We start from the raw sequence: 22,125 nt of genomic DNA on the forward strand, positions 1-22,125 counted from the left end.
CGTTCGTTCGTGCACAAGGTGCTGGACGAGTGGCCGCTGCTGATCGTCCTCGGCGGCGTCGTCGTCGGCCTCGGAATCACGATGACGGGGCACTGGCGGATCGGTTCGACGGCGATCGGCCTGTCGGTGACCCTCGGAGGGGTGCTGCGCCTGATCCTGCCGAGGCCGGTGGCGAAGCTGCTCGGCGTCCGCAGCAGGCTCACCGACGTGCTCTGCTACCTGGTGGCCGGCCTCGGGATCCTCGCTCTCACCTGGGTCGTGCCGCCGCAGCGTTGACGCCGTCACGCACCGGCCCGCGCGGGATGCGGACGGACGTCACGGGGGCCCGGTCGCGCGACCGGGCCCCCGTGACATGCTCCGGCGGTGAGCCGGGGCGGGTCGATCAGATGAGACCGAGTTCGGTGACGGCCTTCCGCTCGTCGGCGAGCTCGGCGACCGACGCGTCGATCTTGGCGCGGCTGAACTCGTTGATCTCCAGCCCCTGCACGATGGAGTAGGAGCCGGAGGCGTCCACGGTGCACGGGAACGAGGAGATGAGTCCCTCGGGCACGCCGTACGAGCCGTCGGACGGCACGGCCATCGAGACCCACTCGCCCGCAGGGGTGCCCTTCACCCAATCGTGCATGTGCTCGATGGTCGCGTTCGCGGCCGAGGCGGCCGACGATGCCCCGCGGGCCTCGATGATCGCGGCTCCGCGCTTGGCGACGGTCGGGATGAAGGTCGACTCGATCCAGGCCTCGTCCGCCACGACCTCGGCGGCGTTCTTGCCGGCGACCTGGGCGTGGAAGATGTCGGGGTACTGCGTGGCGGAGTGGTTGCCCCAGATGGTGATGTGCGAGATATCGGTCACCGGCGCGCCCACCTTCTTGGCGAGCTGGGACGTCGCCCGGTTGTGGTCGAGGCGGGTGAGGGCGTTGAAGCGCTCGTTCGGGATGTCGGGCGCGTTGCTCATGGCGATGAGGGCGTTGGTGTTCGCCGGGTTGCCGGTGATGAGCACCTTGATGTCGGAGGCCGCGACCTTGTTCAGGGCCTTGCCCTGCGCCGTGAAGATGGCGCCGTTGGCGCTCAGCAGGTCACCGCGCTCCATACCCTTCGTGCGGGGCCGGGCGCCGACGAGCATCGCCAGGTTCACGCCGTCGAAGACCTTCTCGGGATCGTCGCCGATCTCGACGCCCGCGAGCGTCGGGAACGCGCAGTCGTCCAGCTCCATGACGACGCCCTCGAGCGCCTTCAGGGCCGGGGTGATCTCCAGCAAGCGGAGTTCGACGGGCTGGTCCGGGCCGAGCAGGGCACCGCTGGCGATGCGGAACAGCAGGCTGTAGCAGATCTGGCCGGCTGCTCCGGTCACTGCGATCTTGACGGGTTGACTCATTGGTTCCTCCAGCCGACGTTGGTTCTGGGCACGATTCGACGCTACCGCAATCCGGAGCAACGGGTGTGCGGGGAAAGGGGATCAGGGCACCTGTGCGGGAGGCGCGCGTCTCACCGCCCCATGGCCGATGCCGGCAGCGCGAGCTCGGACGGCGCGCGGCGGGCGGAGCCGGTCTCCGGGACGCCGCCCGCGTCGGCCGTCGGACGGGGCCGGGCCGGCCACGCGTGCAACGCGGCGACGGCCGGAAAGCGCCGCCGCAGCGCTGCCATCGCTGCGCACACGCCGAGCGCGATCACCGCCATGAGCGGCACGGCCACCGCGGGATCGTCCACCGAGAACTCGATCAGCACGTGGGCGGCGACACCGATCACGATCCAGTGGGTCACGTAGTAGATGAGGGAGTCCTGACCGAGACGGGCGAGGAGTCGTCCGCCGGGCCCGGTAGCGGCGCGGCGCGCCAGCGGCAGCCCCGCCACGATGACGGCCGCGACCCCGATGCCCGACAGCGGGGTGTACCGCAGCGGCAGGCCGATCGCCGAGGCGGTGGCCAGCGACACCGCGACGATGGCCGCGATCGCGGCGACGATGCGATGGGACGTCCACCTCCACGCGCCGGGGTGCCGGGCGGCCCACTCGCCCGCGAAGAACATGGCCAGGAGGAAGGCGAAGCGGACGACCTGCTCGTGGGCGGACACGCCGGCGACGACGAGGAGGAGCGGCACGCTCCAGGCGCGAACCGCGCGCGGCAGCACCAGCGCGAGGGCGTAGTAGACGCACAGGTAGGCGAGGTACCAGGTGTAGGTGGCGGGATTGACGACGACCTCGACGATCCGGGCCCGGCTCGGGTCGAGCTCGTGATCGATCCGGTCGGTCAGCAGGGTGTACCCGACGATCAGGGTCGTCCAGACCAGGTACGGCCACGCGACGGCGCGGAGCTTGCCGCTCAGGTACGCGCGGGGAGGCTTGCGCAGCGATCGTGGCAGCAATGCCCCCGACAGGAACATCAGCACCGGCATCCGGAACGGCGTCGCGGCCTCTGCCGGCCCGGTGAGCCACGCGGGGCGTTCGACGAGAAAGGAGTCCATCGCGATGGTGGCGTGGTAGAAGACGACGAGCAGGACGGCGGCCCCGCGCAGGATGTCCAGTTCCGGGCGTCGGCGCGCGGAGCGTTCCTCCGTGGCCGGGGTGACGGGGGAGAGCAGGATGATCCTCCTTCTCGACGCGTTCGTGGCGGCAGTCACCGTAACCAGCGCGGCTGTGCAGGAGCCGTGAGGCCACCGTCCGCGGATGCCCGGGGCGTGGAGGATCCGCTTCTCCCGCGAACGGCGCGAGGCGCTCAGGGCTGCGGTCCAGAGTGCTCGGGTCGTCCTTCGTGCTGGACCTCTCGCGTGCCTGCGCGGGCCGGTGCGGTCGGCCTGCTGGTCCTCCAATGCCTCGCCGCGGCGGGGGCCGTCGGCTGTGCGCTCCACCTCTGGCGGAGGCCCGACATCGACGCCGCGCACCTCCGCAACTGCACAGCCGGCGTGACTGGGCCGAAGAGCGCGGTCGACGTGGCCGGCGGCGGAGCACCGGCCTCTCCTCGCCGCAGTGGGGTGACCGCCAGGTTGTGCGGGTTGCCGAGCGGGTCTCGGCGGCCGGTGTGGGGTGACCACCAGGTTGCACGGGTTACGGCCTTCGGTTCTGGGGGTCGAATGCCGCGCAAGGTGGCGGTCATCGCACGGGCTCGGGGTCGCCGGGGCTGGAATGCCTCGCAACCTGGCGGTCAGCAGGGGAGCGACTCCGTGGCGCTCCGAGAGGCCGGGTCGGGTTGGTTCCTGCGTCTCGGGGTCGGGGTGTGGTGATGGGCGGGGTGGGGGCCTCTCCTCGCAGAGACCCGGTCGTGACGACGACGTTCGAAAACGAGGCCACCGGGTCGTGAGTCTCTCGTCTGCCGTGTCCTGGGGTCGGATGCCGGGCAGGGTGTCGATTCCGTGGTTGCGTGGCAGGCAGGAGGCGCCCGTGAGGGGAGGACGTCGGCGTGCTGGGCGACGCGGTCGATCATCGCTGCGGCGACGGCCCGGCCGCCGAGAGACCGGACAGGTGGGTCCTGTGATCCGGGGGCCGGAGCCGTGAGTGCGGACGGGACTGGCCCCGCCGAGCCTGCAGGACGGGTGGCTGCGACGCCCGGTCGCTGTGGAGGCCCGGTCGCTGTGCAGGCCCGATAACAGACCAGACCCGACCGCAGACCAGACCCGACCGCAGACCAGGCCCGACCCCAGAGCGAGGCCGACCGCAGAGCGGGGCCCGGGCCGGAGCCGGGACTCAGGAGAGGTGAGCGCGCATCTGGGCCACGACGGCGGCGAACCGCTTCTCGGGCAGACGTCCGCCCGTTCGCCGCACGGCCGCCGGGTCGACGCGGATCACCCGGTTCACGCGAGCCTCGCTCGGACGCCCGCCGCGATCCCAGTCGCCGGTGCCGATGTCGCACCAGAACCGGCCGGCCGACGCCTCCTGCCGGGCGTCCCTGTCGTGATCCTTGCTGGTGACGGGCAACGCGAGCAGCCACGGATCGTCCCGGCCGACGACCAGCACCGGCCGGTCCTTCCCCTGCGCGTGGTCCTCCTCGAACGGGACCCACGTCCACACCACCTCGCCGGGGTCGGCCTCGCCGTCGTCGCGGGGCGCGTACGACACCGGCGGCATCCCCTCGTAGTCCCCCGGGTAGGCGTCACCGGCGGCGGGCGGCGCACCGCGCGGGGTGGAGGTCCGCGACTCGGAGCGAGCCGGATGCTCCTGGCTCGCGGTGGCGGCGTTCAGCAGGTACCCGACGGCGCGGCCGAGCAGGCCCAGCAGTCCCCTGGAATCGCTCATGGTCTCGGTAACTCCTCAGCGCGGGATCGGCGGCGTGACGGGACAACCGTAACCGCCCGACAGCGTGGAGGGTTGATGTTGGTAGTCCAACATCAACCCTCCACGCTGTCCGCCGAGTCAGTCGAAGATGATCGTGCGGGCGCCGTCCAGCAGCACCCGGTGTTCCGCGAAGAGCTGCATTGCGCCGGACAGCGTGGCCGACTCCTGCCGCTGCCCGGCATCCACGAGCTGGCGAACCGTCATCTCGTGGTTCACCCGGACGACGTTCTGCTCGATGATCGGCCCCTCGTCCAGGTCGGCCGTCACGAAGTGTGCGGTCGCCCCGACGATCTTCACCCCTCGTCGGTGCGCCTGCCGGTACGGGTTGGCGCCCTTGAAGCCGGGCAGGAACGAGTGGTGGATGTTGATGACCCGCCCGGTCAGCGCCTCGCAGGCGCCGGGCGACAGGATCTGCATGTACCGGGCGAGCACGACGAGTTCGATGCCGAGGTCGCGGACGTGATCCAGCAGGGCCGCCTCGAATCTCTGCTTCGTCTCGGCGGTGACCTCGTGCCGCTCGAAGGGGACGCCGTAGAAGCCCGCCAGATCGGAGAGGTCGGGGTGGTTGCTCATGATGAGCGGGATCTCGATCGGCAGCAGGCCCGCCCGCTGACGGAAGAGGATGTCGTTGAGACAGTGCCCCGCCTTGGACACCAGCACGAGAGTGCGCATCCGGCGCTCGGCCTCGTAGAGCCGGTACCGACCGCCGACGTCCGCGGCGACCGGGTCGAGAGCGGCGCGGAGCCGCTGTTCGGACGCCTCGGTCTCGAACTGGATGCGCGTGAAGAAGCGGCCGGTGTCGAGGCTCGTGAACTGTTTGAGTTCGGTGATGTTGCCGGCTCCCCGCACGATGGCGCCGGTGATCGCGTGGACGATGCCGGGCCGGTCGGGGCACGTCAGCGTCAGGACCCAATGCTGGGTGTCGGGCATCTGCTCAGGGTATCGGCTGCGTGCCGGACCGGTCGATGAGTCCGTGAGCGTGAGGCTTCGGTAAGGTGCGGTCAAACCAAGCACGGAGGACACATGGCGAAGATCAAGGTCCAGGGGAAGGTCGTCGAACTCGACGGCGACGAGATGACGCGGATCATCTGGCAGTTCATCAAGGAGCGTCTCATCCATCCCTACCTGGATGTGGACCTTCAGTACTACGACCTCTCCATCCAGCATCGCGATGCGACCGACGATCAGGTGACCGTCGACGCCGCGAACGCCATCAAGGAGCACGGCGTCGGCGTCAAGTGCGCGACGATCACCCCCGACGAGGCACGCGTCGAGGAGTTCGGCCTCAAGAAGATGTGGCTGTCCCCGAACGGGACGATCCGCAACATCCTCGGCGGCGTGGTCTTCCGCGAGCCGATCATCATCTCCAACATTCCGCGCCTCGTCCCGGGCTGGACGAAGCCGATCGTCATCGGCCGCCACGCGCACGGGGACCAGTACAAGGCCACCAACTTCACGGTCCCGGGCGCTGGAAGGCTGACGATCACCTTCACCCCCGAGGACGGGTCCGCCCCGATCGAGCACGTCGTGGCGAACTACCCGGCCGCCGGCGGCGTCGCGATGGGCATGTACAACTTCGCCGATTCCATCCGCGACTTCGCCCGGGCCAGCTTCTCCTACGGTCTGCAGCGGAACTACCCCGTGTACCTGTCGACCAAGAACACGATCCTCAAGGCGTACGACGGGATGTTCAAGGACCTCTTCGCCGAGGTCTTCGCCGACGAGTTCAAGGCCGAGTTCGACGCGCGCGGCCTCACCTACGAGCACAGGCTCATCGACGACATGGTCGCGTCGGCCCTGAAGTGGGAGGGCGGGTACGTCTGGGCGTGCAAGAACTACGACGGGGACGTCCAGTCCGACACGGTCGCCCAGGGCTTCGGCTCGCTGGGGCTGATGACCAGCGTCCTCATGACGCCTGACGGTCGCACGGTCGAGGCCGAGGCCGCGCACGGGACGGTCACCCGGCACTACCGGCAGCATCAGCAGGGCAAGCCGACGTCCACCAACCCGATCGCGTCGATCTTCGCGTGGACCGGCGGGCTGAGGCACCGCGGCAAGCTGGACGGCACCCCCGAGGTGACCGGGTTCGCCGAGACGCTGGAGCAGGTCTGCGTCACGACGGTCGAGTCGGGCAGGATGACCAAGGATCTCGCCCTCCTCGTCGGCCCCGACCAGCCGTTCCTCACCACCGAGGAGTTCCTGGCGGCCCTCGACGAGAATCTCGCGGCGACGCTCGCCTGACAGCGGCGCTCAGGGCTGCGGGGTCACGGCCACACGGACGGCCCCGCGGCCTGCGGCGGCGAACGCGTCGTCCAGCCGGTGGAGGGGGTACGTCTCGCTCACCAGCGTGCCGAACGGATATTCGTCGCGCCGCCGCGAGATGAACGCGACGGCGGCGACGAGGTCGGCCGGGCGGTAGTTGTGGACGCCCGCGACCGTCAGCAGCCGGCGGACGATCCGTTCGGGGTCGAGCGACACGCCGGCCGTCGGGAACACGCTGCCGACCAGGACGGCGATCCCTGCGACGGCGAGCGATTCGACGCAGGTCCGCACCGCCGACGGGTGTCCCGACGCCTCGATCGCCGCCACGGGCGGCCCCAGGTCGTCCAGTGCCTTCGCCAGCGACTCGCGGCTTCCGTCGACGGCCGTGGGATCGACGACGGCCGATGCGCCGAAACGCCAGGCGAGTTCGCGCCGCCCGGGATCGGGGTCGGAGACGACGACCAGTGCGCCGCGGTCGGTGGCCAGAGCCGCGGCCGAGAGCCCGACCATCCCGGCGCCCGTGACGAGCACCGAGCGTCCACCCAACTCGGCGCGGTGGGCGGCCCTGGCCATGGCGGAGGCGGCTGTCGCCGTGCCGCAGCAGGCCGGCGCGAACAGCGCGGCGGGCAGGTCCTCCGGCACCGGCACGATCGTCGTTCCCGACCGAAGCTGGACGTGGGTGGCGAAGCCCCCGGACAGCGGCCAGGATTCCGAGAACGGCTGGTGCCCGTACTTGCGCAGCGTCGCGCACTTCTGCGGGAGGCCGTCCCGGCAGAGGTCGCACTCCCCACAGCTCACCGCCACCGACCAGACCACGCGTTGCCCGATCCGCACCGAGGACCCGTCGGACGCCTTCACCGCTCCCGCCGTCGCGACGATCCGGCCCACCTGCTCGTGCCCGAGGACGAGCGGTGCCCCGGCGGAGCGGTCCCCGTGGACCGTGTGGAGGTCGGAGCCGCAGACCGTCGCCGCCTCGACCCGCACGAGCGCCTCGCCGGGCGCGAGGAGCACCCGCGGCACCGTCACCGTGCGGTGCGGCGAGCCAGGGGCGCTCCACAGCATCGCGCTGGCGGGAGGTTCGAGGTCGAGGGGGACGGTGGCGGCCCGGGCGGTGGTGCTCACGGCAGTTCGAGCAGGAACCGCGGCAGGGCGGCGACGCTCTCGAGCACGGCATCGGCACCGGCCTCGGTGAGGCGTGCCAGGTCGTGGGAGCCGGTGAGGACCCCGACCACGGCGCCCGCGCCGGCGTTCCGGCCCGCGATCATGTCGCTGGCGGTGTCGCCCACGACGACCACCGACGAGACCGCCCGGGCCTTGGTGGCGACGATCGCCGAGAGGATCATGTCGGGTGCGGGCCGGCCCCGGCCCCCGGCGTCGGCCGGCGACAGCGCACCGTCCACGACCCATCCGAGGTGGGACAGGAGGGCGTCCCTCGTCGCCGGTGAGAAGCCGGTGGTGAGGACGACCCGCAGCCCGGCGTCCCGCAGCGCGGCGATCGCGGCCCCCGCCCCGGGCACCTCCTCGACGCCCTCGGTCTCGGCCAGTTCGCCGTAGGAGCGTTCGAACAGACGGTTCGCCTCCTGGGCCGCCGCCTCGTTGCCGGCGGTGAGGTGCCGGAAGACCGCGATCTTCGACTGGCCCATCGTGTCGTGCACGTACTGTGCCGCCGAGGCGAGCGGCATGTACGTGTCGAGGCCCGCCTCACGGGCCGTGCGGGCGAAGGCCCGCTCGACCAGTCCGTCGTCGCGGACGGTGGTTCCGGCCATGTCCATCACGACCAGATCGAACGAGGGGCGGTGCGCGTCGTCCCGTCGTGCCCGGCGTTCTGTGTTCCACGTGACTGTCATCATCTCTTCCTTGCTGTGAGTCGGGATCGGCAGGGTCATCGGAAGGTGTGGCGCATCCACATCGCCAGCGACTCCACGACGAGCACGGCCGCCAGGATCATGCCCACGATCGTCGTGACGAGCCCGTAGTTGGCGCCCTGGCTGGCGTTGAGCAGGTAGTAGCCGACACCGCCGGCGCCCACGATGCCGAGTGTCGTGGCCGCGCGGAGGTTCGTGTCGAGCATGTAGAAGGTGTGGCCGATCACGGCCCGCAGCCCCTGCGGCACGGTGGCGCCCGCATAGACCTGGCCGCGGGACGCCCCGGTCGCGGTCAGCGCGTGCTCCGGCCCCGGGTCGACCTCCTCCAGCGAGTCGGCGATGAGCTTGCCGAGCAGGCCGATGCCGCCGAAGGCGAGCGCGATCGTCCCGGCCTGCGCGCCGAGCCCGGTGATGACGATGAGGACGATCGCCAAGATGATCTCGGGGATCGCACGGATCAGCACGAGCAGCACCCGTGCCCCGCCCCGCACCGCCGGGTTGGGGGCGACGTTGCGGGCCGCGAGCGAGCCGATCACGAGCGAGAACGCCAGCGACAGGAGCGTCGCGGCGAGCGCGATGGCGATGGTCTCACCCATCGCGCCCATCATCCGGCCCGGCGAGTACGCGCCGACGTCCGGCGGCCAGAACTGCGCGGCCACCGGCGGGATCCTCCCCCAGACCGTGACGATGTCGCCCCAGGCGATGTCGCACACCCACACGCTCGCCGCCAGGACGGCGACTGCGGCCCAGCCCCAGCCGGTGTTCCTGGTGCGCGCCCTCGTCCAGGGACGGCGCAAGGCGCGTTCGACGTCCGACGGGACGGTCTGCGGGCGGGATCGCGGCCGGCGTGCAGGGCGTCCGGACGATGCGCCGAGCATGGCCGCGCGGACGCCGCTGGAGATGAACTCCATCACCACGCACAGCGCGAAGATCACGAGCGCGTACCCGAGCCCGAGCCCGTAGTCGAGCGCCTTGAACGCGTAGGACATCTGCATCCCGAGACCAGCGACGCCCACGTAGCCGAGCAGCACGGACCCGCGCAGGTTGATGTCGTTGCGGTGCAGCGTGGTCGCCACCCAGGACGGCAGCACCTGGGGGAGGACGCCCGCGGTGTACTCCTGCAGCCGGGAGCCGCCCGCCGCCCGGATCGCGAGGCGGGGGCCTTCGTCGATCTGCTCGATGGCGTCGGCGAACATCTTCGAGATCATCCCGACGGAGTGGAGGCCGATGGCGAGGATGCCGGGAAGCGTCCCGAGCGAGAACACGAGCACGAACACCATCGCGAGCACGACGTCCGGCAGGGCCCGGGCGAGGACGCCGACGAATCGCGCGACCGTGCGCACGAGAGGGTTCGGGGTGGTGTTGGCCGCGGCGAGGAATGCGACGGGGACCGAGAGGACGGCCGCGAGCGCCGTGCCGCACACCACGAGGCCGACGGTCAGCGCGGTCTGATAGGCGAGTTCGGCGGGCGCGGGGAACTGGATCGCCCCGATCCGGCGGATGAACCGCTCCGCGTTCGACCAGGACAGCAGCATCCGGCCGACGTCCAGTCGGATCCACAGCAGCGCCCACACGGCCGCGACGGCAAGCGCCAGGAGGACGAGCGATGCGACGACCCGCTCGACCGGCACCGGGGGGCGGGGGGCGCGGGAGGCGACGTCCCTCGCGCCGGGATCGTCCACCCGTCCGGGAGCGGTGTGCAGGGCGGTCATTCGCCGACCTTCACGCGGGACGGCCCACCCGGCCGATGCTCGGTGACGACGGCTTCGAGGGCGGCGATGTCGGCGGCCGACGCGGCCGGCCCGTAGATCCGCATGACCTCGTCCTTGGTGATCTCGAAGGTGGCGGCGTCCAGCACGACCCGTCCTTGCCGCAGGCCGACGACCCGGTCCGCCCAGGAGATCGCCAGGTCGACCTGGTGCAGGCTGCACAGGACGGTGAGGCTGCGCTCGGAGCCGATCTCGCGGATGAGATCCATGACCTGACGGCTCGAGTCGGGGTCGAGGGACGCGACGGGCTCGTCGGCGAGGAGGATCTCGGGATCCTGCATCAGTGCCCGGGCGATCGCCACGCGTTGCTGCTGGCCGCCCGACAGGGTGTCGGCGCGCTGGTAGGCCTGGCCCAGCAGGCCGACGCGGTCGAGATGGCCCAGCGCCGCGAGCCTGGCCGTCCGCGAATAGGACCACAGGCCCAGACGGGGGCCGCGGACGGAGGCGAGCGAGCCGGTCAGCACGTTCTCCAGGACGGTGAGCGAGCCGACGAGCTCGAACTGCTGGAAGATGAACCCGATCCGGCTGCGGAGCGTCCGCAGCGAGCGGCCGGACAGCGAGGACACGGGCTGTCCGAGCACCTCGACCGCGCCCGCCGTGGGCTGCTCGAGGCCATTGACGTGACGCAGCAGCGTGGACTTGCCGGACCCGGAGAGCCCGAGCAGGACGGTGACCTCCCCGGCCGGGACGGCGAGGGTCACGTCGTCCAGGGCGAGGGTCGTGTCGAAGCGCTTGCTGACACCGGCCACCGAGATCACGGGCCCGTCGGGCCGGGCGGTCTTGTTCATGTCCATCGCTGGTCGCCTTCCGGGTGGGGGACGGTGGAAGCACGCGGCGCGGCGGCCCGACCGATGGTCGCGCCACCGCGCACGCGGCGGAGTGAGCCGTGGCTCACTTCTGGCACTGCTTGGCCTGCGTCTTCTCGCAGATGCTGCGGATCGTGTCGTAGTAGGCATCGTCCACGGGCGAGGTGGCGTAGAAGACCTTCCGGAAGGCCTCGGTGTCGGCTCCGCTCACGCCGGCGGCGATGATGTCGTCGATGGTGACCTGCTGCAGGACGTCCTTGAGTTGCGACTGGATGTCGGCCGGGAGCGTGCTCGACATCACGATCGGCGCGCCCGGCACCATCGTCTTGGTGATGACCTTGACCTTGTCGGACTTGGCGACCTCGCTGTCCTCGGCGAAGCCCGCCTCGCATTCGGTGCCCTCGCCGACCTTCTGGACGCTGACGTCGTGCTTGCCTGCGAAGACGGGGGTGATGTCGGTGGTCGGATCGATGCCCTCGTTCAGCAGGTTGTAGCTCGGGAAGAGGTAGCCGGAGGTGGACGATGGGTCGACGAAGCAGACCTTCTTGCCCTTGAACTGCGCCAGCGAGGTGATCGAGGAGGATGCCGGGGCGATCGCCATCGAGTAGTAGCCGGGCTCCTGGCCCTTGACCGTGATGATCGACGAGATGGGGGTGAGCTTGGCGCCGTTGTTCGTCGCCGTGACGTACGTGAAGCCGGAGAACGACGCGACGTCGATCTTGCCGGCGATCGCTGCCTCGATGAGCGCGGCGTAGTCGGTGGACTCGTGGTACTGAACCGTCTTGCCCGTCTTGGTGGCGATGTAGTCCATGAGCGGCTGGTAGTTCGTCTGCGTGCTGACCGAGTCGGGCACCACGCCGAAGACCAGTGTGTTCGAATCGACCGCGAACGTGCCCGCGTCGGTGGTGGGCTCCGCCGTCGGAGAGGAGCAGCCGGTGACTCCGGCGACCAGCAGCAGCGAGCCGAGGAGAGCGGAGAGGACGGCGACGAATCTGGCTTTCATCTGGACCTTTCGGATTCGATTGACGAGGCCACAGTGGCACCGCCGTCGGGCCGCGCTGCCGGGGGGATGCGAGCTTTCCAACAGCGTTCAGCAGATGTTGCGCCCTGTGTCGTCTTGGACACCTGGGCGTCGCGCGGGTGTTGCGGTGCGGAAACCTCGCCGTCCGACGTCCGTCATGGGCCATCTGGATGATCGTGCCTGCAGATATGCCTTTGCAGATGGAGATGATGACGCATGGATCGGGACAATGTCCTGCTCACGCCGGGACCGCTGACGACGACTCTGCGCACCAAGCTCGCGATGTTGCGCGACTGGGGCTCGTGGGACGCGGGCTTCAACGAGCTCACCGCTCGCGTGCGGGGCAGACTGCTGGACATCGTCCATGGCGGGGACACCCATGTGGTGGTGCCGCTCCAGGGGAGCGGGACCTTCAGCGTCGAGGCCGCCGTCGCCTCGGTGGTGCCGCGGGACGGCCACCTCCTGGTGCTGGACAACGGCGCCTACTGCAGGCGCATGGGCCGGCTGGCGACGCTGATGGGACGACGGACGACGGTCTCTGTCCAGCCCGAGAACGCCCCGGTCGATCCGGAGGTCGTGGCCGGCCTGCTGGAGGCCGATCCGACGATCACGCACGTGGGCTACGTCCACTGCGAGACGGGGACAGGGGTCGTCAACCCGTTGCAGGAGGTGTCCGACCTGTGCCGGCGTACCGGCCGGGGACTCATCATCGACGCGATGAGCTCGTTCGGCGCTCTTCCGCTCGATGCCCGCGCGCTGCGGTTCGACGCGCTCGTCGCGGCGAGCGGCAAGTGCCTGGAGGGCGTGCCCGGCATGGGGTTCGTCCTCCTCCGTTCGGAGATCCTCGCCGCCTGCGAAGGACGCAGCCACTCCCTGTCCCTGGACCTGTACGACCAGTGGGCGTATATGGAGCGCACGGGACAGTGGCGTTTCACGCCGCCGACGCATGTCGTCGCCGCCCTGGACGAGGCCGTTGCCCAGTTCCTGGAGGAGGGGCAGCGGGAGCGGCTGGCCCGCTACACGGACAACCTCCGGACCCTTCTGGACGGGATGGGCGCGCTCGGCTTCCGGACGTTCCTCGATCCCGCGGATCTGTCCCCGATCATCGTCACGTTCCACGCCCCGTCGGACCCGCGGTATGACTTCCGGACCCTGTACGAGGGGACGAGGCGGCGCGGCTTCATCCTCTACCCGGGCAAGCTGACCGAGGTCGAGACCTTCCGGGTCGGCTGCATCGGGGCCATCGGCCGCACCGAGATGGAGCAGGCCGTCGACGCGATCGCTCGCACGCTCGCCGAGGCCGGGGTCACCCGCGTCTCCTGACGGCGTCCGCGGGGCGAACCGCGGTGAGCGAGGCCGGTTCGACCCGGGGCGCGCCCCGCTCCGGGTCGACGCGGTGCCGTCCTCACGCGCCGTCCTCAGGCGGTGTTGACCGCCAGGTTGTGAGGCATACCGGCCCGGTGAGGGCGACCCAGGGGAGATGACCGCCAGTCTGTGAGGCATACGGCACCTCCGCCGGGCCTGGTATGCCTCACAACCCGGCGGTCACCCACAGCGACCGGAGCAACCTGGCTGGTATGCCTCGCAACCTGGCTGGTATGCGGCCGCAGATGGCGACGGAGGAGGTGCCCGAGGAGGAGGCAGCCCCTTCGGGGAGCTTCACGCCGAAGGGTGCGACGGGATGGGTCACAGGGTCGCGGCGCGGCCCATCTGGACGACCTTCCAGCCCGCGGCCTGCCAGCGGGCGCGGTCGAGCTTGAGGCGCCCGTCGATCAGCACCCTGTTCCTCACCAGCCCGGCGCAGTCGGCGGGATCGAGCTGGCGGAACAGCGGCCACTCGGTGAGATGGAGGACGAGCTCGGCGTCGCGCAGGCAGTCCTCGACGGTCTCGGCCTGGGTGAACGACGGGCCGGACACCTGCGCCTCGGGGTCGTAGATCCAGACGTCGGCGCCGGCCGCGGCGAGATGGTCGGCGACGGTCAGCGCCGGGCTGTTGCGGGTGTCGTCGGTGCCGGGTTTGAACGCCGCCCCGAGGACGGCCACCTTCCGCCCGGCGATGTCGCCGCCGAGTTGCGCGATCGCCAGCTCGGCCACCTCGGCGCGCTGCCCCTCGTTGATGGCCTCGACGGATGCGATGAAGTCGGCGAGGACGTCCACCCTCAGCTCCCCGGCCCGTGCGGCGAGCGCCCGGATGTCCTTCGGCAGGCAGCCCCCGCCGAAGCCCAGCCCCGCGTTGAGGAACTCCCTGCCGATCCGGGTGTCGTGGCCGAGGGCGTCCGCCAGCAGCGTCACGTCGCCACCGGCGGCCTGGCACATCTGCGCCATGGCGTTGATGAACGAGATCTTCGTGGCGAGGAAGGCGTTCGCCGCCACCTTGATCAGCTCGGCGGTCGCGATGTCGCACTCCACGACGGGGACGCCGTCGCTGATCGGGATCGCGTACACCTCGCGCATCGTCTCGAGCGCCTGCGCGCTGCGGGTGCCGAGGACGATGCGGTCGGGGCTGAGGGTGTCGGAGACGGCGAACGCCTCGCGCAGGAACTCGGGATTCCACATCACCTCGACCCCGGCGCCCGGCGCGAGCCGGTCGAGGCGCTGCTGCAGGAGGGGCGCCGTCCCGACCGGGACGGTCGACTTGCCGGCGATGAGGGTGGGCCGCGTCAGCAGCGGGCCGAGCGACTCGACGACCGACCACACCTGCGACAGGTCCGCCGCGCCCGACTCCGACTGGGGCGTCCCGACGCACAGGAAGTGGACGTCGGCCCAGTCGGCGATCTCGCGATAGTCGGTGGTGAACCGCAGCCGGCCCGACGCGGTGTGCTTGGCGAGGAGCGGCTCGAGGCCCTCCTCGAAGATCGTGGAGTGGCCGGACGCGAGGACCGCGACGCGGCCGGGATCGACGTCGACGCCGATGACCCGGTGCCCGAACTCCGCCATGCCCGCGGCATGAGCCGCGCCGAGATAGTTCGTGCCGATGACCGCGACATTCAATGGCATGGCGCCCATGCTTCCACAGGCGCGAGGAACGCGCGTCCCGGTGGACACCTACGGCCACGTCGCACGGATCGCCGCGCCCGAAGTCCTCGGTGCAGCCGGTCGGCGGCCCCGAGCCGGCATCGCCCCGCCGGCGCGCCCGGCCCGCGCCTGGTCGCGGCGGGCGCAGGAGTTCGCGCCCGATGCCTGGAGCAGATGACCGCCCAGGATGATGCACGCTGCCGCGAGCCTGGCGCAGCGGCTCTGGTGCAGGACGCCGCCGGACGTCGCGGAGCGTCCGGCGGATCGGGGGTCCGCTAGCCTGTAGAGGGTGAGTGACAGACGGTTGTCGACAGGTCCACATGGCTGACACGCTGCAGAACGTCGGGCTGATCCTGCTGTTCATCGTCATCGGCGGCGTCTTCGCGGCGGCCGAGATGGCCCTGGTGTCCCTCCGGGACAGCCAGATCAAGGGGCTGGCCGGCAAGGGCAAGCGCGGCCAGACGGTCGTCCGCCTCGCGGAGGATCCGAACCTCTTCCTCTCGGCCGTGCAGATCGGCGTCACCCTGTTCGGCTTCCTGTCGGCGTCGTTCGGCGGCGCCACGCTGGCCGACGAACTCTCACCGGTCTTCGTGGGGTGGGGCGTGCCGGAGTCCGTGGCATCCCCTCTCGCGCTCGTCGTGATCACGCTCGTCATCTCGTACTTCTCGATCGTCATCGGAGAGCTCACGGCGAAGCGGCTGGCGATGCAGCGGGCGGAGGCCTTCGCGATGGGTCTCGCGCCGATGGTCTCCGTCATCGCCACGGTCGCCCGGCCGATCATCTGGTTCCTCGGCGTGTCGACCGACGTCCTCGTGAGGCTCCTCGGCGGCGATCCCAAGGCCAGTCGCGAGGAGGTCACCGACGAGGAGCTGCGCACCATGGTGGGCCAGTCGCAGACCCTCGGCGACGAGGAGCGGCAGATCATGGACGAGGTGTTCGCCGCCGGTGAGGTGAGCCTGCGGGAGGCGATGGTGCCGCGCACCGAGGTGGACTTCCTCGACGGCGACCTGCCCGCGTACAAGGTCCTGAACGAGGTGCGCAGCGGCACCCACTCGCGCTACCCGGTCACCGGGGCGACGACCGACGACATTCTCGGGTTCGTCCACGTCCGGGACCTGTTCGATCTCGATCCGGCAACGCGCAACACCCCGGTGGGCCAGCTCGTCCGGCCGATCCTCGCCCTGCCGCAGAGCATGCGGGTGCTGCTCGCGCTCACGCAGATGCGCAAGCAGGGGTCGCACCTGGCGGTGGTGAAGGACGAGTACGGCGGCACGGCCGGCATCGTCAGTCTGGAAGACCTGGTCGAGGAGCTCGTCGGCGACATCACCGACGAGTACGACGCGGTGGACGCGACCGGTCCGCTCGAGGCGAACGACCTCGACGGGCTGATGACCCTGGAGGAGTTCGCGGAGCGGACCCGTCTCATCCTGGAGGAGGGTCCGTACGACACGATCGCCGGGTACCTCATGGCCCGGATCGGGCGGCTGCCCTCCGTGGGCGACGCGATCGAGGTCGACCTGCCGGTCGTGGATTCCTCCGAGCGGGTCCGGGTGGAGATGACCGTGACGGCGCTCGACGGACGCCGCGCGGCGCGGCTGCTCGTCCGCCGGATCGCGCCCGGGACGGCCGACGACGTCCCTTCCTGACGCCGCTCCCCTCCTCGACATGCGCCGAACGCTCTCAAACCGCCGGATTTCGGCGCTTTTCCGCCAGCTTGGGAGCGTTCGACGGGTCGGCTGGGCAAAGCAGTAGGCTCCCGGCGTGGCGTACGATCCCGACGGGTCGCTCCTGCTCACCTCCCCGGACGTCGGCGACCTCCTGCGCACCGCGGTCGAGCACGCGGGCGGCTGCCTCGTGTCGTGGCGGCTGGACCATGTCGACGCCAATCCCGGACTGTCGACGACCGCGACCTACGCCGCCGTCGTCGACTGGGCGTACGGCCGGCGCGAGGAACTGCTCGGCGCGAGCGCCCGTGCCGGGCGGCTCACCCGCGGCGATCACAGGGCCGAGGTGTTCTTCGACGGCGAGCGCGAGGTCGCGGTGTGGCTGTACCCGAAGGACCCGGATCTCCCCGGCCTCGTGCGGGCGGCCTACGCCGACGACATGGCATCGATCCTCAACGAGTCCCGCGTCTTCACCTTCCGGATCCGGCCCGAGGACGTCCGCCTCGACATGATCGGCTACCGTCCGCGGCGGCGGGCGGTGCTCAAGGCGACGGTCGCGCGGCACCGCACCGTGCTGTACACGAAGGTGCTCCGTCCCGGCCCGTTCGCCGCCGTGAAGCGACGCCACGAATTGCTCCTCGGAGCCGGCGTCCCCGCCCCCGTCATCGCGGCCGCGACCCCCGACAACCTGCTCGTGCTGCGACGACTGCCCGGGGTGCCGCTGGCACGGGCGGTCTTCGAGCCGCAGGATCCGTGCACGGCCGAGAACCTCATCGAGGTCCTCGACTCGATGCCGGCCGGGATCGCGGGCCTGGAGCGCCGTCCTCCCTGGGCGGACGCCGTCGCCCACTACGCCACCATGGTGACGCGGGCGCTGCCGGGCCAGGAGCGCCGGCTCGCATGGATGGTGCGCCAGATCGAGGCCGGTCTGAAACCGATCCCGCCCGGCTCCGAACCCACCCACGGGGACTTCCACGAGGGGCAGCTTCACGTCATGGGGGGACGGATCTGCGGGATCCTCGACGTCGACACGGCCGGTCCCGGGTCGCGGGCCGACGACCTCGCGTGCCTGATCGCCCACCTGTCGACGGTCCAGCGGATGAACCACCAGCAGGCGTCCAGGGTGCACAGCCTGATCCGCGCATGGGTGCCGGTCTTCGACGAACGGGTCGACCCGACCGAGCTGCGACTGCGGGCGGCGGCCGTCATCATCTCGCTGGCCACCGGCCCGTTCCGGACCCAGGAGGCGAACTGGCAACGGGAGACGTCGAAGATCGTGGATGCCGCCGAGGCGCTCGTGCGGCAGGTCACCTGAGGCGGAGCCTCCGTCCGCCGTCACGATTGACCCCCTACCACCCGGACCCCCGCACCAAGGTGCCTCGGTAATCTCCAGGAGCGGAAGCGCGGTCGGAACCTTGCGGACTAGGCTCGTGCCCATGACCGACACACCGCTGCAATTAGCCAGCGACTTCGCATCCCCCACACGAGAGGATTGGGAGGCTGAAGTCCTGAAGGTCCTCAACAGAAGGCGGCCGGAGGGTAAGGAACTCACCATCGAGCAGGCGATGACCCGCCTGCGCACCGTCACCGTTGATGGGCTGACCATCGAACCGTTGTACACGCGCCTCGAGGAGCATCTCGGGCATCCCGGGGTGGAGCCGTTCACCCGCGGCGCGAGGGTCCGCACGGGCGCCGTCCAGACCTGGGACGTCCGCCAGCTCCACGAGGACCCCGACGTGGCCTTCACGAACCAGCAGGTGCTGAAGGACATGGAGCGGGGCGCGACGGCGCTGCACCTGCGCATCGACCCCGACGCCATCGCCCCCGCCGACGTCCCGGCCGCGCTGAACGGGTTCCGGCCCGAGCTGGCGCCCCTGTCGGTCAGCAGCCTCACCGACCATGTGGCCGCAGCCACCGCTCTCAGGGACTTCTGGGAGGGCAACGACCCGGCCAAGATGCACGGCAACTTCGGCATCGACGGTCTGGCGCAGGCAGCGCTCCAGGGAACCGCCGCCGACCTCGGCCCGCATCGCGAGTGGGTCCAGATCGCCCTCGGCTACGGCCATGTGCGGGCGCTCACGGTGGACGTCCTGCCCTACGACAACGCCGGTGCGAGCGACGTCCAGCAGCTCGGCTATGCCATCGCGACCGGCATCGAGTACCTGCGCGACCTGGAGGCGGCCGGGATCGCGCCCGAGGTGGCCTTCTCGCAGATCCAGTTCAAGGTCAGCGCCGACGCCGACCAGTTCATGACCATCGCCCGGCTCCGGGCGCTGCGCGCGCTGTGGGCACGTGTCGGCGAGGTCGTCGGCGTACCGGCCGGCAAGCGCGCCGCGCTGCAGCACGTCGTCACCTCGCGGCGGATGTTCACCCGCGATGATCCGTACGTGAACCTGCTGCGCATCACGATCGCCGCGTTCGCCGCGGCCGTCGGCGGTGCCGAGCGGATCACGACGCTGCCGCACGACACCGTGCACGGGCTGCCCACCGATTTCAGCCGCCGCATGGCGCGCAATGTCCAGTTGCTGGTCAGCGAGGAGTCCAACATCGGGCGCGTCGCGGACCCGGCCGGCGGCTCCTGGTACGTCGAGGCGCTCACGAAGCAGCTCGGCGACAAGGCGTGGGCGCTGGTGCAGGACATCGAGTCCGAGGGCATGATCGCCGCGCTGGCGAGCGGCAAGGTCGCCGACCAGATCGGTGAGGCGAACGCCGAACGGGCCACGCGCCTGGCGAAGCGCACGCAGCCGATCACCGGGGTCTCGATGTTCCCCCAGACCACCGAGCCCGAGGTCGAGGTACGCCCGCGGCCGGCCGCTCCCGAGCTCGGAGGCCTCCGGCCGGTCCGTGACTCCGAGGTGTTCGAGGCGCTGCGCGATCGTTCCGCGACGGGTGCGCCGGAGGTCTTCCTCGCGTGCCTGGGAGCGCGTCGCGACTTCGGGCCGCGGGAGATGTTCACCACGGCGCTGCTCAACGTCGGCGGCATCGCGACGCCGTCCAGCGAGGGCGGGACGCCTGCCGAGATCGCCGCGCGAGCGGCGGGCCGGAAGTTCGCCGTCCTGTGCTCGTCCGGCAAGGTCTACGCCGAGCAGGCGATCCCCGTCGCCACGGCGCTGAAGGAGGCCGGCGTCGAGACCGTCTACATCGCCGGCAGCAGGAAGGAGGCCGCGTCCGCCGAGGCCGACACGGTCCTCGACGGCGAGGTCTTCGCCGGAATGGACGTCGTCGCCTTCCTGGGCGACGCGCTCGACAAGTTGGGAGTTGCGAAATGAGCACGATCCCGCGGTTCGACGCCGTGGACCTGGGCGCGATGGAGGCCCCGGCGGACTCGGAGGCGCAGTACGAGGAACTCCTCGCCGGTGTCCCGAACTACAGCCACGGCTGGCAGACGCCGGAGCACATCCTCGTTCCGCCGCTGTTCGGCGACGAGGCGTACGAGGGTCTCGACTTCCTCGGCACCTACCCGGGCATCCCGCCGTTCCTGCGCGGCCCGTACGCCACGATGTACGTCAACCAGCCGTGGACGATCCGCCAGTACGCGGGCTTCTCCACGGCCGAGGAGTCGAACGCCTTCTACCGCCGCAACCTCGCGGCCGGCCAGAAGGGCCTGTCCATCGCGTTCGACCTCGCCACCCACCGCGGTTACGACTCGGATCATCCGCGGGTCACCGGTGACGTCGGCATGGCCGGCGTGGCCGTCGACTCGATCCTCGACATGCGGCAGTTGTTCGCCGGCATCCCGCTGGACTCCATGTCGGTGTCGATGACCATGAACGGCGCGGTGCTCCCGGTGCTCGCGCTGTACATCGTGGCGGCCGAGGAGCAGGGGGTGAAGCTGGAGCAGCTCGCGGGCACGATCCAGAACGACATCCTCAAGGAGTTCATGGTCCGCAACACCTACATCTACCCGCCTGCCCCGTCGATGCGGATCATCTCCGACATCTTCGCGTTCACCAGCGCGAACATGCCGAAGTTCAACTCGATCTCGATCTCGGGCTACCACATGCAGGAGGCCGGGGCCACCGCCGACATCGAGATGGCCTACACGCTGGCCGACGGTGTGGACTACATCCGGGCCGGGGAGTCGGTGGGGCTGAAGGTCGACCAGTTCGCGCCGCGGCTGTCGTTCTTCTGGGCGATCGGCATGAACTTCTTCATGGAGGTCGCCAAGATGCGTGCCGCGCGTCTGCTGTGGGCGCGCCTCGTGCGGCAGTTCGGGCCGAAGAACCCGAAGTCGATGTCCTTGCGGACCCATTCGCAGACGTCGGGCTGGTCGCTGACCGCGCAGGACGTGTTCAACAACGTCGGGCGCACCTGCCTGGAGGCCATGGCGGCGACCCAGGGACACACGCAGTCCCTGCACACCAACGCCCTGGACGAGGCCATCGCGCTCCCGACCGACTTCTCGGCGCGGATCGCCCGCAACACCCAGCTCTTCATCCAGCAGGAGTCGGGCACCTGCCGCGTCGTCGATCCGTGGGCCGGCAGCGCCTATGTCGAGCGGCTCACCTACGAGCTCGCGAAGAAGGCCTGGGGCCACATCCAGGAGGTCGAGGCGGCCGGCGGCATGGCGAAGGCCATCGAGGCCGGCATCCCGAAGATGCGTATCGAGGAGGCCGCCGCGCGGACCCAGGCCCGCATCGACTCGGGCCGGCAGCCGCTCATCGGCGTCAACAAGTACCGCGTCGAGGACGATGTCACGCCGGAGGTTCTGAAGGTCGACAACCGCAAGGTGCGCGGGGAGCAGATCGCGAAGCTGGAGCAGCTCCGCGCCGAGCGGGACGAGACCGCCACCCAGGCGGCGCTGGAGAAGCTGACCTGGGCCGCGGCGAACCCCGACTCGACCGATCCGGACCGCAACCTGTTGAAGCTGACGGTCGATGCGTGCCGTGCCAAGGCCAGCCTGGGCGAGGTGTCCGACGCGCTGGAGAAGGTGTTCGGGCGCTTCACCGCGCAGATCCGTACGATCAGTGGCGTGTACAGCACCGAAGTCGGGTCGAACGAAAAGGTGGCCGAGGCGCGCAAGCTCGTCGAGGACTTCGAGGCCGCGGAGGGCCGTCGCCCCCGTATCCTCGTCGCCAAGATGGGCCAGGACGGCCACGACCGTGGGCAGAAGGTCATCTCGACGGCCTTCGCGGATCTCGGCTTCGACGTCGACGTCGGCCCGCTGTTCGAGACCCCGGCCGAGGTGGCGCGGCAGGCCATCGAGGCCGACGTCCACGTCGTCGGCGTGTCGTCGCTGGCTGCCGGTCACCTGACGCTCGTGCCGGCGTTGCGCAAGGAACTGGACGACCGCGGTCGTCCCGACATGATGATCGTCGTCGGCGGCGTCATCCCCCCGCAGGACTTCGACGAGTTGCGGGAGGCGGGCGCCGATGCGATCTACCCGCCCGGGACGGTCATCCCCGACGCGGCGGTCGAGGTGTTGAAGAAGCTGCGCGCCCAGCAGGAGGTTCAGCAGTAGT

General features: G+C 70.5%; 18 protein-coding genes. 8 read left to right on the forward strand and 10 right to left on the reverse strand.

Annotated elements, in window-relative coordinates; all coding sequences use genetic code 11:
* The first annotated feature begins 9 nt into the window (after nt 1–9).
* Nucleotides 10–276, forward strand: a complete 267-nt coding sequence (locus tag G555_RS0100255) for a DUF3017 domain-containing protein (protein WP_028707320.1) — start codon at nt 10–12, stop codon at nt 274–276.
* A 106-nt stretch (nt 277–382) separates the two neighbouring features.
* Here G555_RS0100255 and G555_RS0100260 read toward each other — a convergent pair whose 3' ends face one another.
* The 4 genes from G555_RS0100260 to purU all read right to left on the reverse strand — a co-directional run bounded on the left by G555_RS0100260 (nt 383) and on the right by purU (nt 5,191).
* Nucleotides 383–1,372, reverse strand: a complete 990-nt coding sequence (locus G555_RS0100260; RefSeq protein WP_028707321.1) for a malate dehydrogenase — start codon at nt 1,370–1,372, stop codon at nt 383–385.
* A 110-nt stretch (nt 1,373–1,482) separates the two neighbouring features.
* Nucleotides 1,483–2,613 (reverse strand): acyltransferase family protein, encoded by a 1,131-nt coding sequence (locus G555_RS22475; RefSeq protein WP_028707322.1) that lies wholly within the window; start codon nt 2,611–2,613, stop codon nt 1,483–1,485.
* Between the two features lie 1,060 nt (nt 2,614–3,673).
* On the reverse strand, nt 3,674–4,222 hold the full coding sequence (locus tag G555_RS16940) for a type II toxin-antitoxin system PemK/MazF family toxin (protein WP_051208011.1): 549 nt from the start codon (nt 4,220–4,222) through the stop codon (nt 3,674–3,676).
* Nucleotides 4,223–4,339: 117 nt separating this feature from the next.
* A complete protein-coding gene (gene purU / locus G555_RS0100275; protein ID WP_028707323.1) occupies nt 4,340–5,191 on the reverse strand; it encodes a formyltetrahydrofolate deformylase in 852 nt (283 codons plus the stop codon).
* Nucleotides 5,192–5,284: 93 nt separating this feature from the next.
* Here purU and G555_RS0100280 point away from each other — a divergent pair, with 93 nt between their 5' ends.
* Complete coding sequence (locus G555_RS0100280) at nt 5,285–6,502, forward strand: NADP-dependent isocitrate dehydrogenase (protein ID WP_028707324.1); 1,218 nt, start codon at nt 5,285–5,287, stop codon at nt 6,500–6,502.
* Nucleotides 6,503–6,511: 9 nt separating this feature from the next.
* Here the strand turns inward: G555_RS0100280 and G555_RS0100285 are convergent, their stop codons facing one another.
* The 5 genes from G555_RS0100285 to G555_RS0100305 all read right to left on the reverse strand — a co-directional run bounded on the left by G555_RS0100285 (nt 6,512) and on the right by G555_RS0100305 (nt 11,966).
* Nucleotides 6,512–7,645, reverse strand: a complete 1,134-nt coding sequence (locus G555_RS0100285) for a zinc-binding dehydrogenase (RefSeq protein WP_036920457.1) — start codon at nt 7,643–7,645, stop codon at nt 6,512–6,514.
* The gene (locus tag G555_RS16945) at nt 7,642–8,370 is read right to left on the reverse strand and encodes an HAD family hydrolase (RefSeq protein ID WP_036920517.1); all 729 of its coding nucleotides are present in this window, start codon (nt 8,368–8,370) and stop codon (nt 7,642–7,644) included. Before G555_RS16945 ends, G555_RS0100285 begins: the two co-directional genes overlap by 4 nt.
* Nucleotides 8,371–8,405: 35 nt before the next feature.
* Nucleotides 8,406–10,100, reverse strand: coding sequence for a phosphonate ABC transporter, permease protein PhnE (gene phnE, locus G555_RS0100295; protein ID WP_028707326.1), 1,695 nt, complete (start codon nt 10,098–10,100; stop codon nt 8,406–8,408).
* Entirely contained in the window at nt 10,097–10,951 is an 855-nt protein-coding gene (gene phnC, locus G555_RS16950; RefSeq protein WP_211223115.1) for a phosphonate ABC transporter ATP-binding protein, read from the reverse strand. The genes phnE and phnC overlap by 4 nt, the downstream gene beginning before the upstream one ends.
* A gap of 97 nt (nt 10,952–11,048) precedes the next feature.
* A complete protein-coding gene (locus tag G555_RS0100305; protein WP_028707327.1) occupies nt 11,049–11,966 on the reverse strand; it encodes a phosphate/phosphite/phosphonate ABC transporter substrate-binding protein in 918 nt (305 codons plus the stop codon).
* A 234-nt stretch (nt 11,967–12,200) separates the two neighbouring features.
* On the opposite strand from G555_RS0100305, the gene G555_RS0100310 reads away from it, so the two are divergent.
* On the forward strand, nt 12,201–13,307 hold the full coding sequence (locus G555_RS0100310; RefSeq protein ID WP_028707328.1) for a 2-aminoethylphosphonate--pyruvate transaminase: 1,107 nt from the start codon (nt 12,201–12,203) through the stop codon (nt 13,305–13,307).
* 363 nt (nt 13,308–13,670) lie between these two features.
* Here G555_RS0100310 and G555_RS0100315 read toward each other — a convergent pair whose 3' ends face one another.
* The gene (locus G555_RS0100315) at nt 13,671–14,981 is read right to left on the reverse strand and encodes a UDP-glucose dehydrogenase family protein (protein ID WP_028707329.1); all 1,311 of its coding nucleotides are present in this window, start codon (nt 14,979–14,981) and stop codon (nt 13,671–13,673) included.
* On the opposite strand from G555_RS0100315, the gene G555_RS22085 reads away from it, so the two are divergent.
* The 5 genes from G555_RS22085 to scpA all read left to right on the forward strand — a co-directional run bounded on the left by G555_RS22085 (nt 14,980) and on the right by scpA (nt 22,124).
* Nucleotides 14,980–15,177: a hypothetical protein gene (locus G555_RS22085; RefSeq protein ID WP_156887352.1), complete on the forward strand. Its 198-nt coding sequence runs from the start codon at nt 14,980–14,982 to the stop codon at nt 15,175–15,177. The two genes, G555_RS0100315 and G555_RS22085, sit on opposite strands and share 2 nt — an antisense overlap.
* Before the next feature lie 142 nt (nt 15,178–15,319).
* Nucleotides 15,320–16,645: a hemolysin family protein gene (locus G555_RS0100325; protein WP_028707330.1), complete on the forward strand. Its 1,326-nt coding sequence runs from the start codon at nt 15,320–15,322 to the stop codon at nt 16,643–16,645.
* Between the two features lie 115 nt (nt 16,646–16,760).
* The gene (locus tag G555_RS0100330) at nt 16,761–17,978 is read left to right on the forward strand and encodes a phosphotransferase (RefSeq protein WP_028707331.1); all 1,218 of its coding nucleotides are present in this window, start codon (nt 16,761–16,763) and stop codon (nt 17,976–17,978) included.
* A gap of 121 nt (nt 17,979–18,099) precedes the next feature.
* A complete protein-coding gene (locus tag G555_RS0100335) occupies nt 18,100–19,932 on the forward strand; it encodes a methylmalonyl-CoA mutase family protein (RefSeq protein WP_028707332.1) in 1,833 nt (610 codons plus the stop codon).
* A complete protein-coding gene (scpA, locus tag G555_RS0100340; RefSeq protein ID WP_028707333.1) occupies nt 19,929–22,124 on the forward strand; it encodes a methylmalonyl-CoA mutase in 2,196 nt (731 codons plus the stop codon). The genes G555_RS0100335 and scpA overlap by 4 nt, the downstream gene beginning before the upstream one ends.
* Nucleotide 22,125: the final 1 nt, after the last annotated feature.

Origin of the sequence: Propionicicella superfundia DSM 22317, assembly GCF_000423465.1 — a bacterium.
GTDB lineage: Bacteria > Actinomycetota > Actinomycetes > Propionibacteriales > Propionibacteriaceae > Propionicicella > Propionicicella superfundia.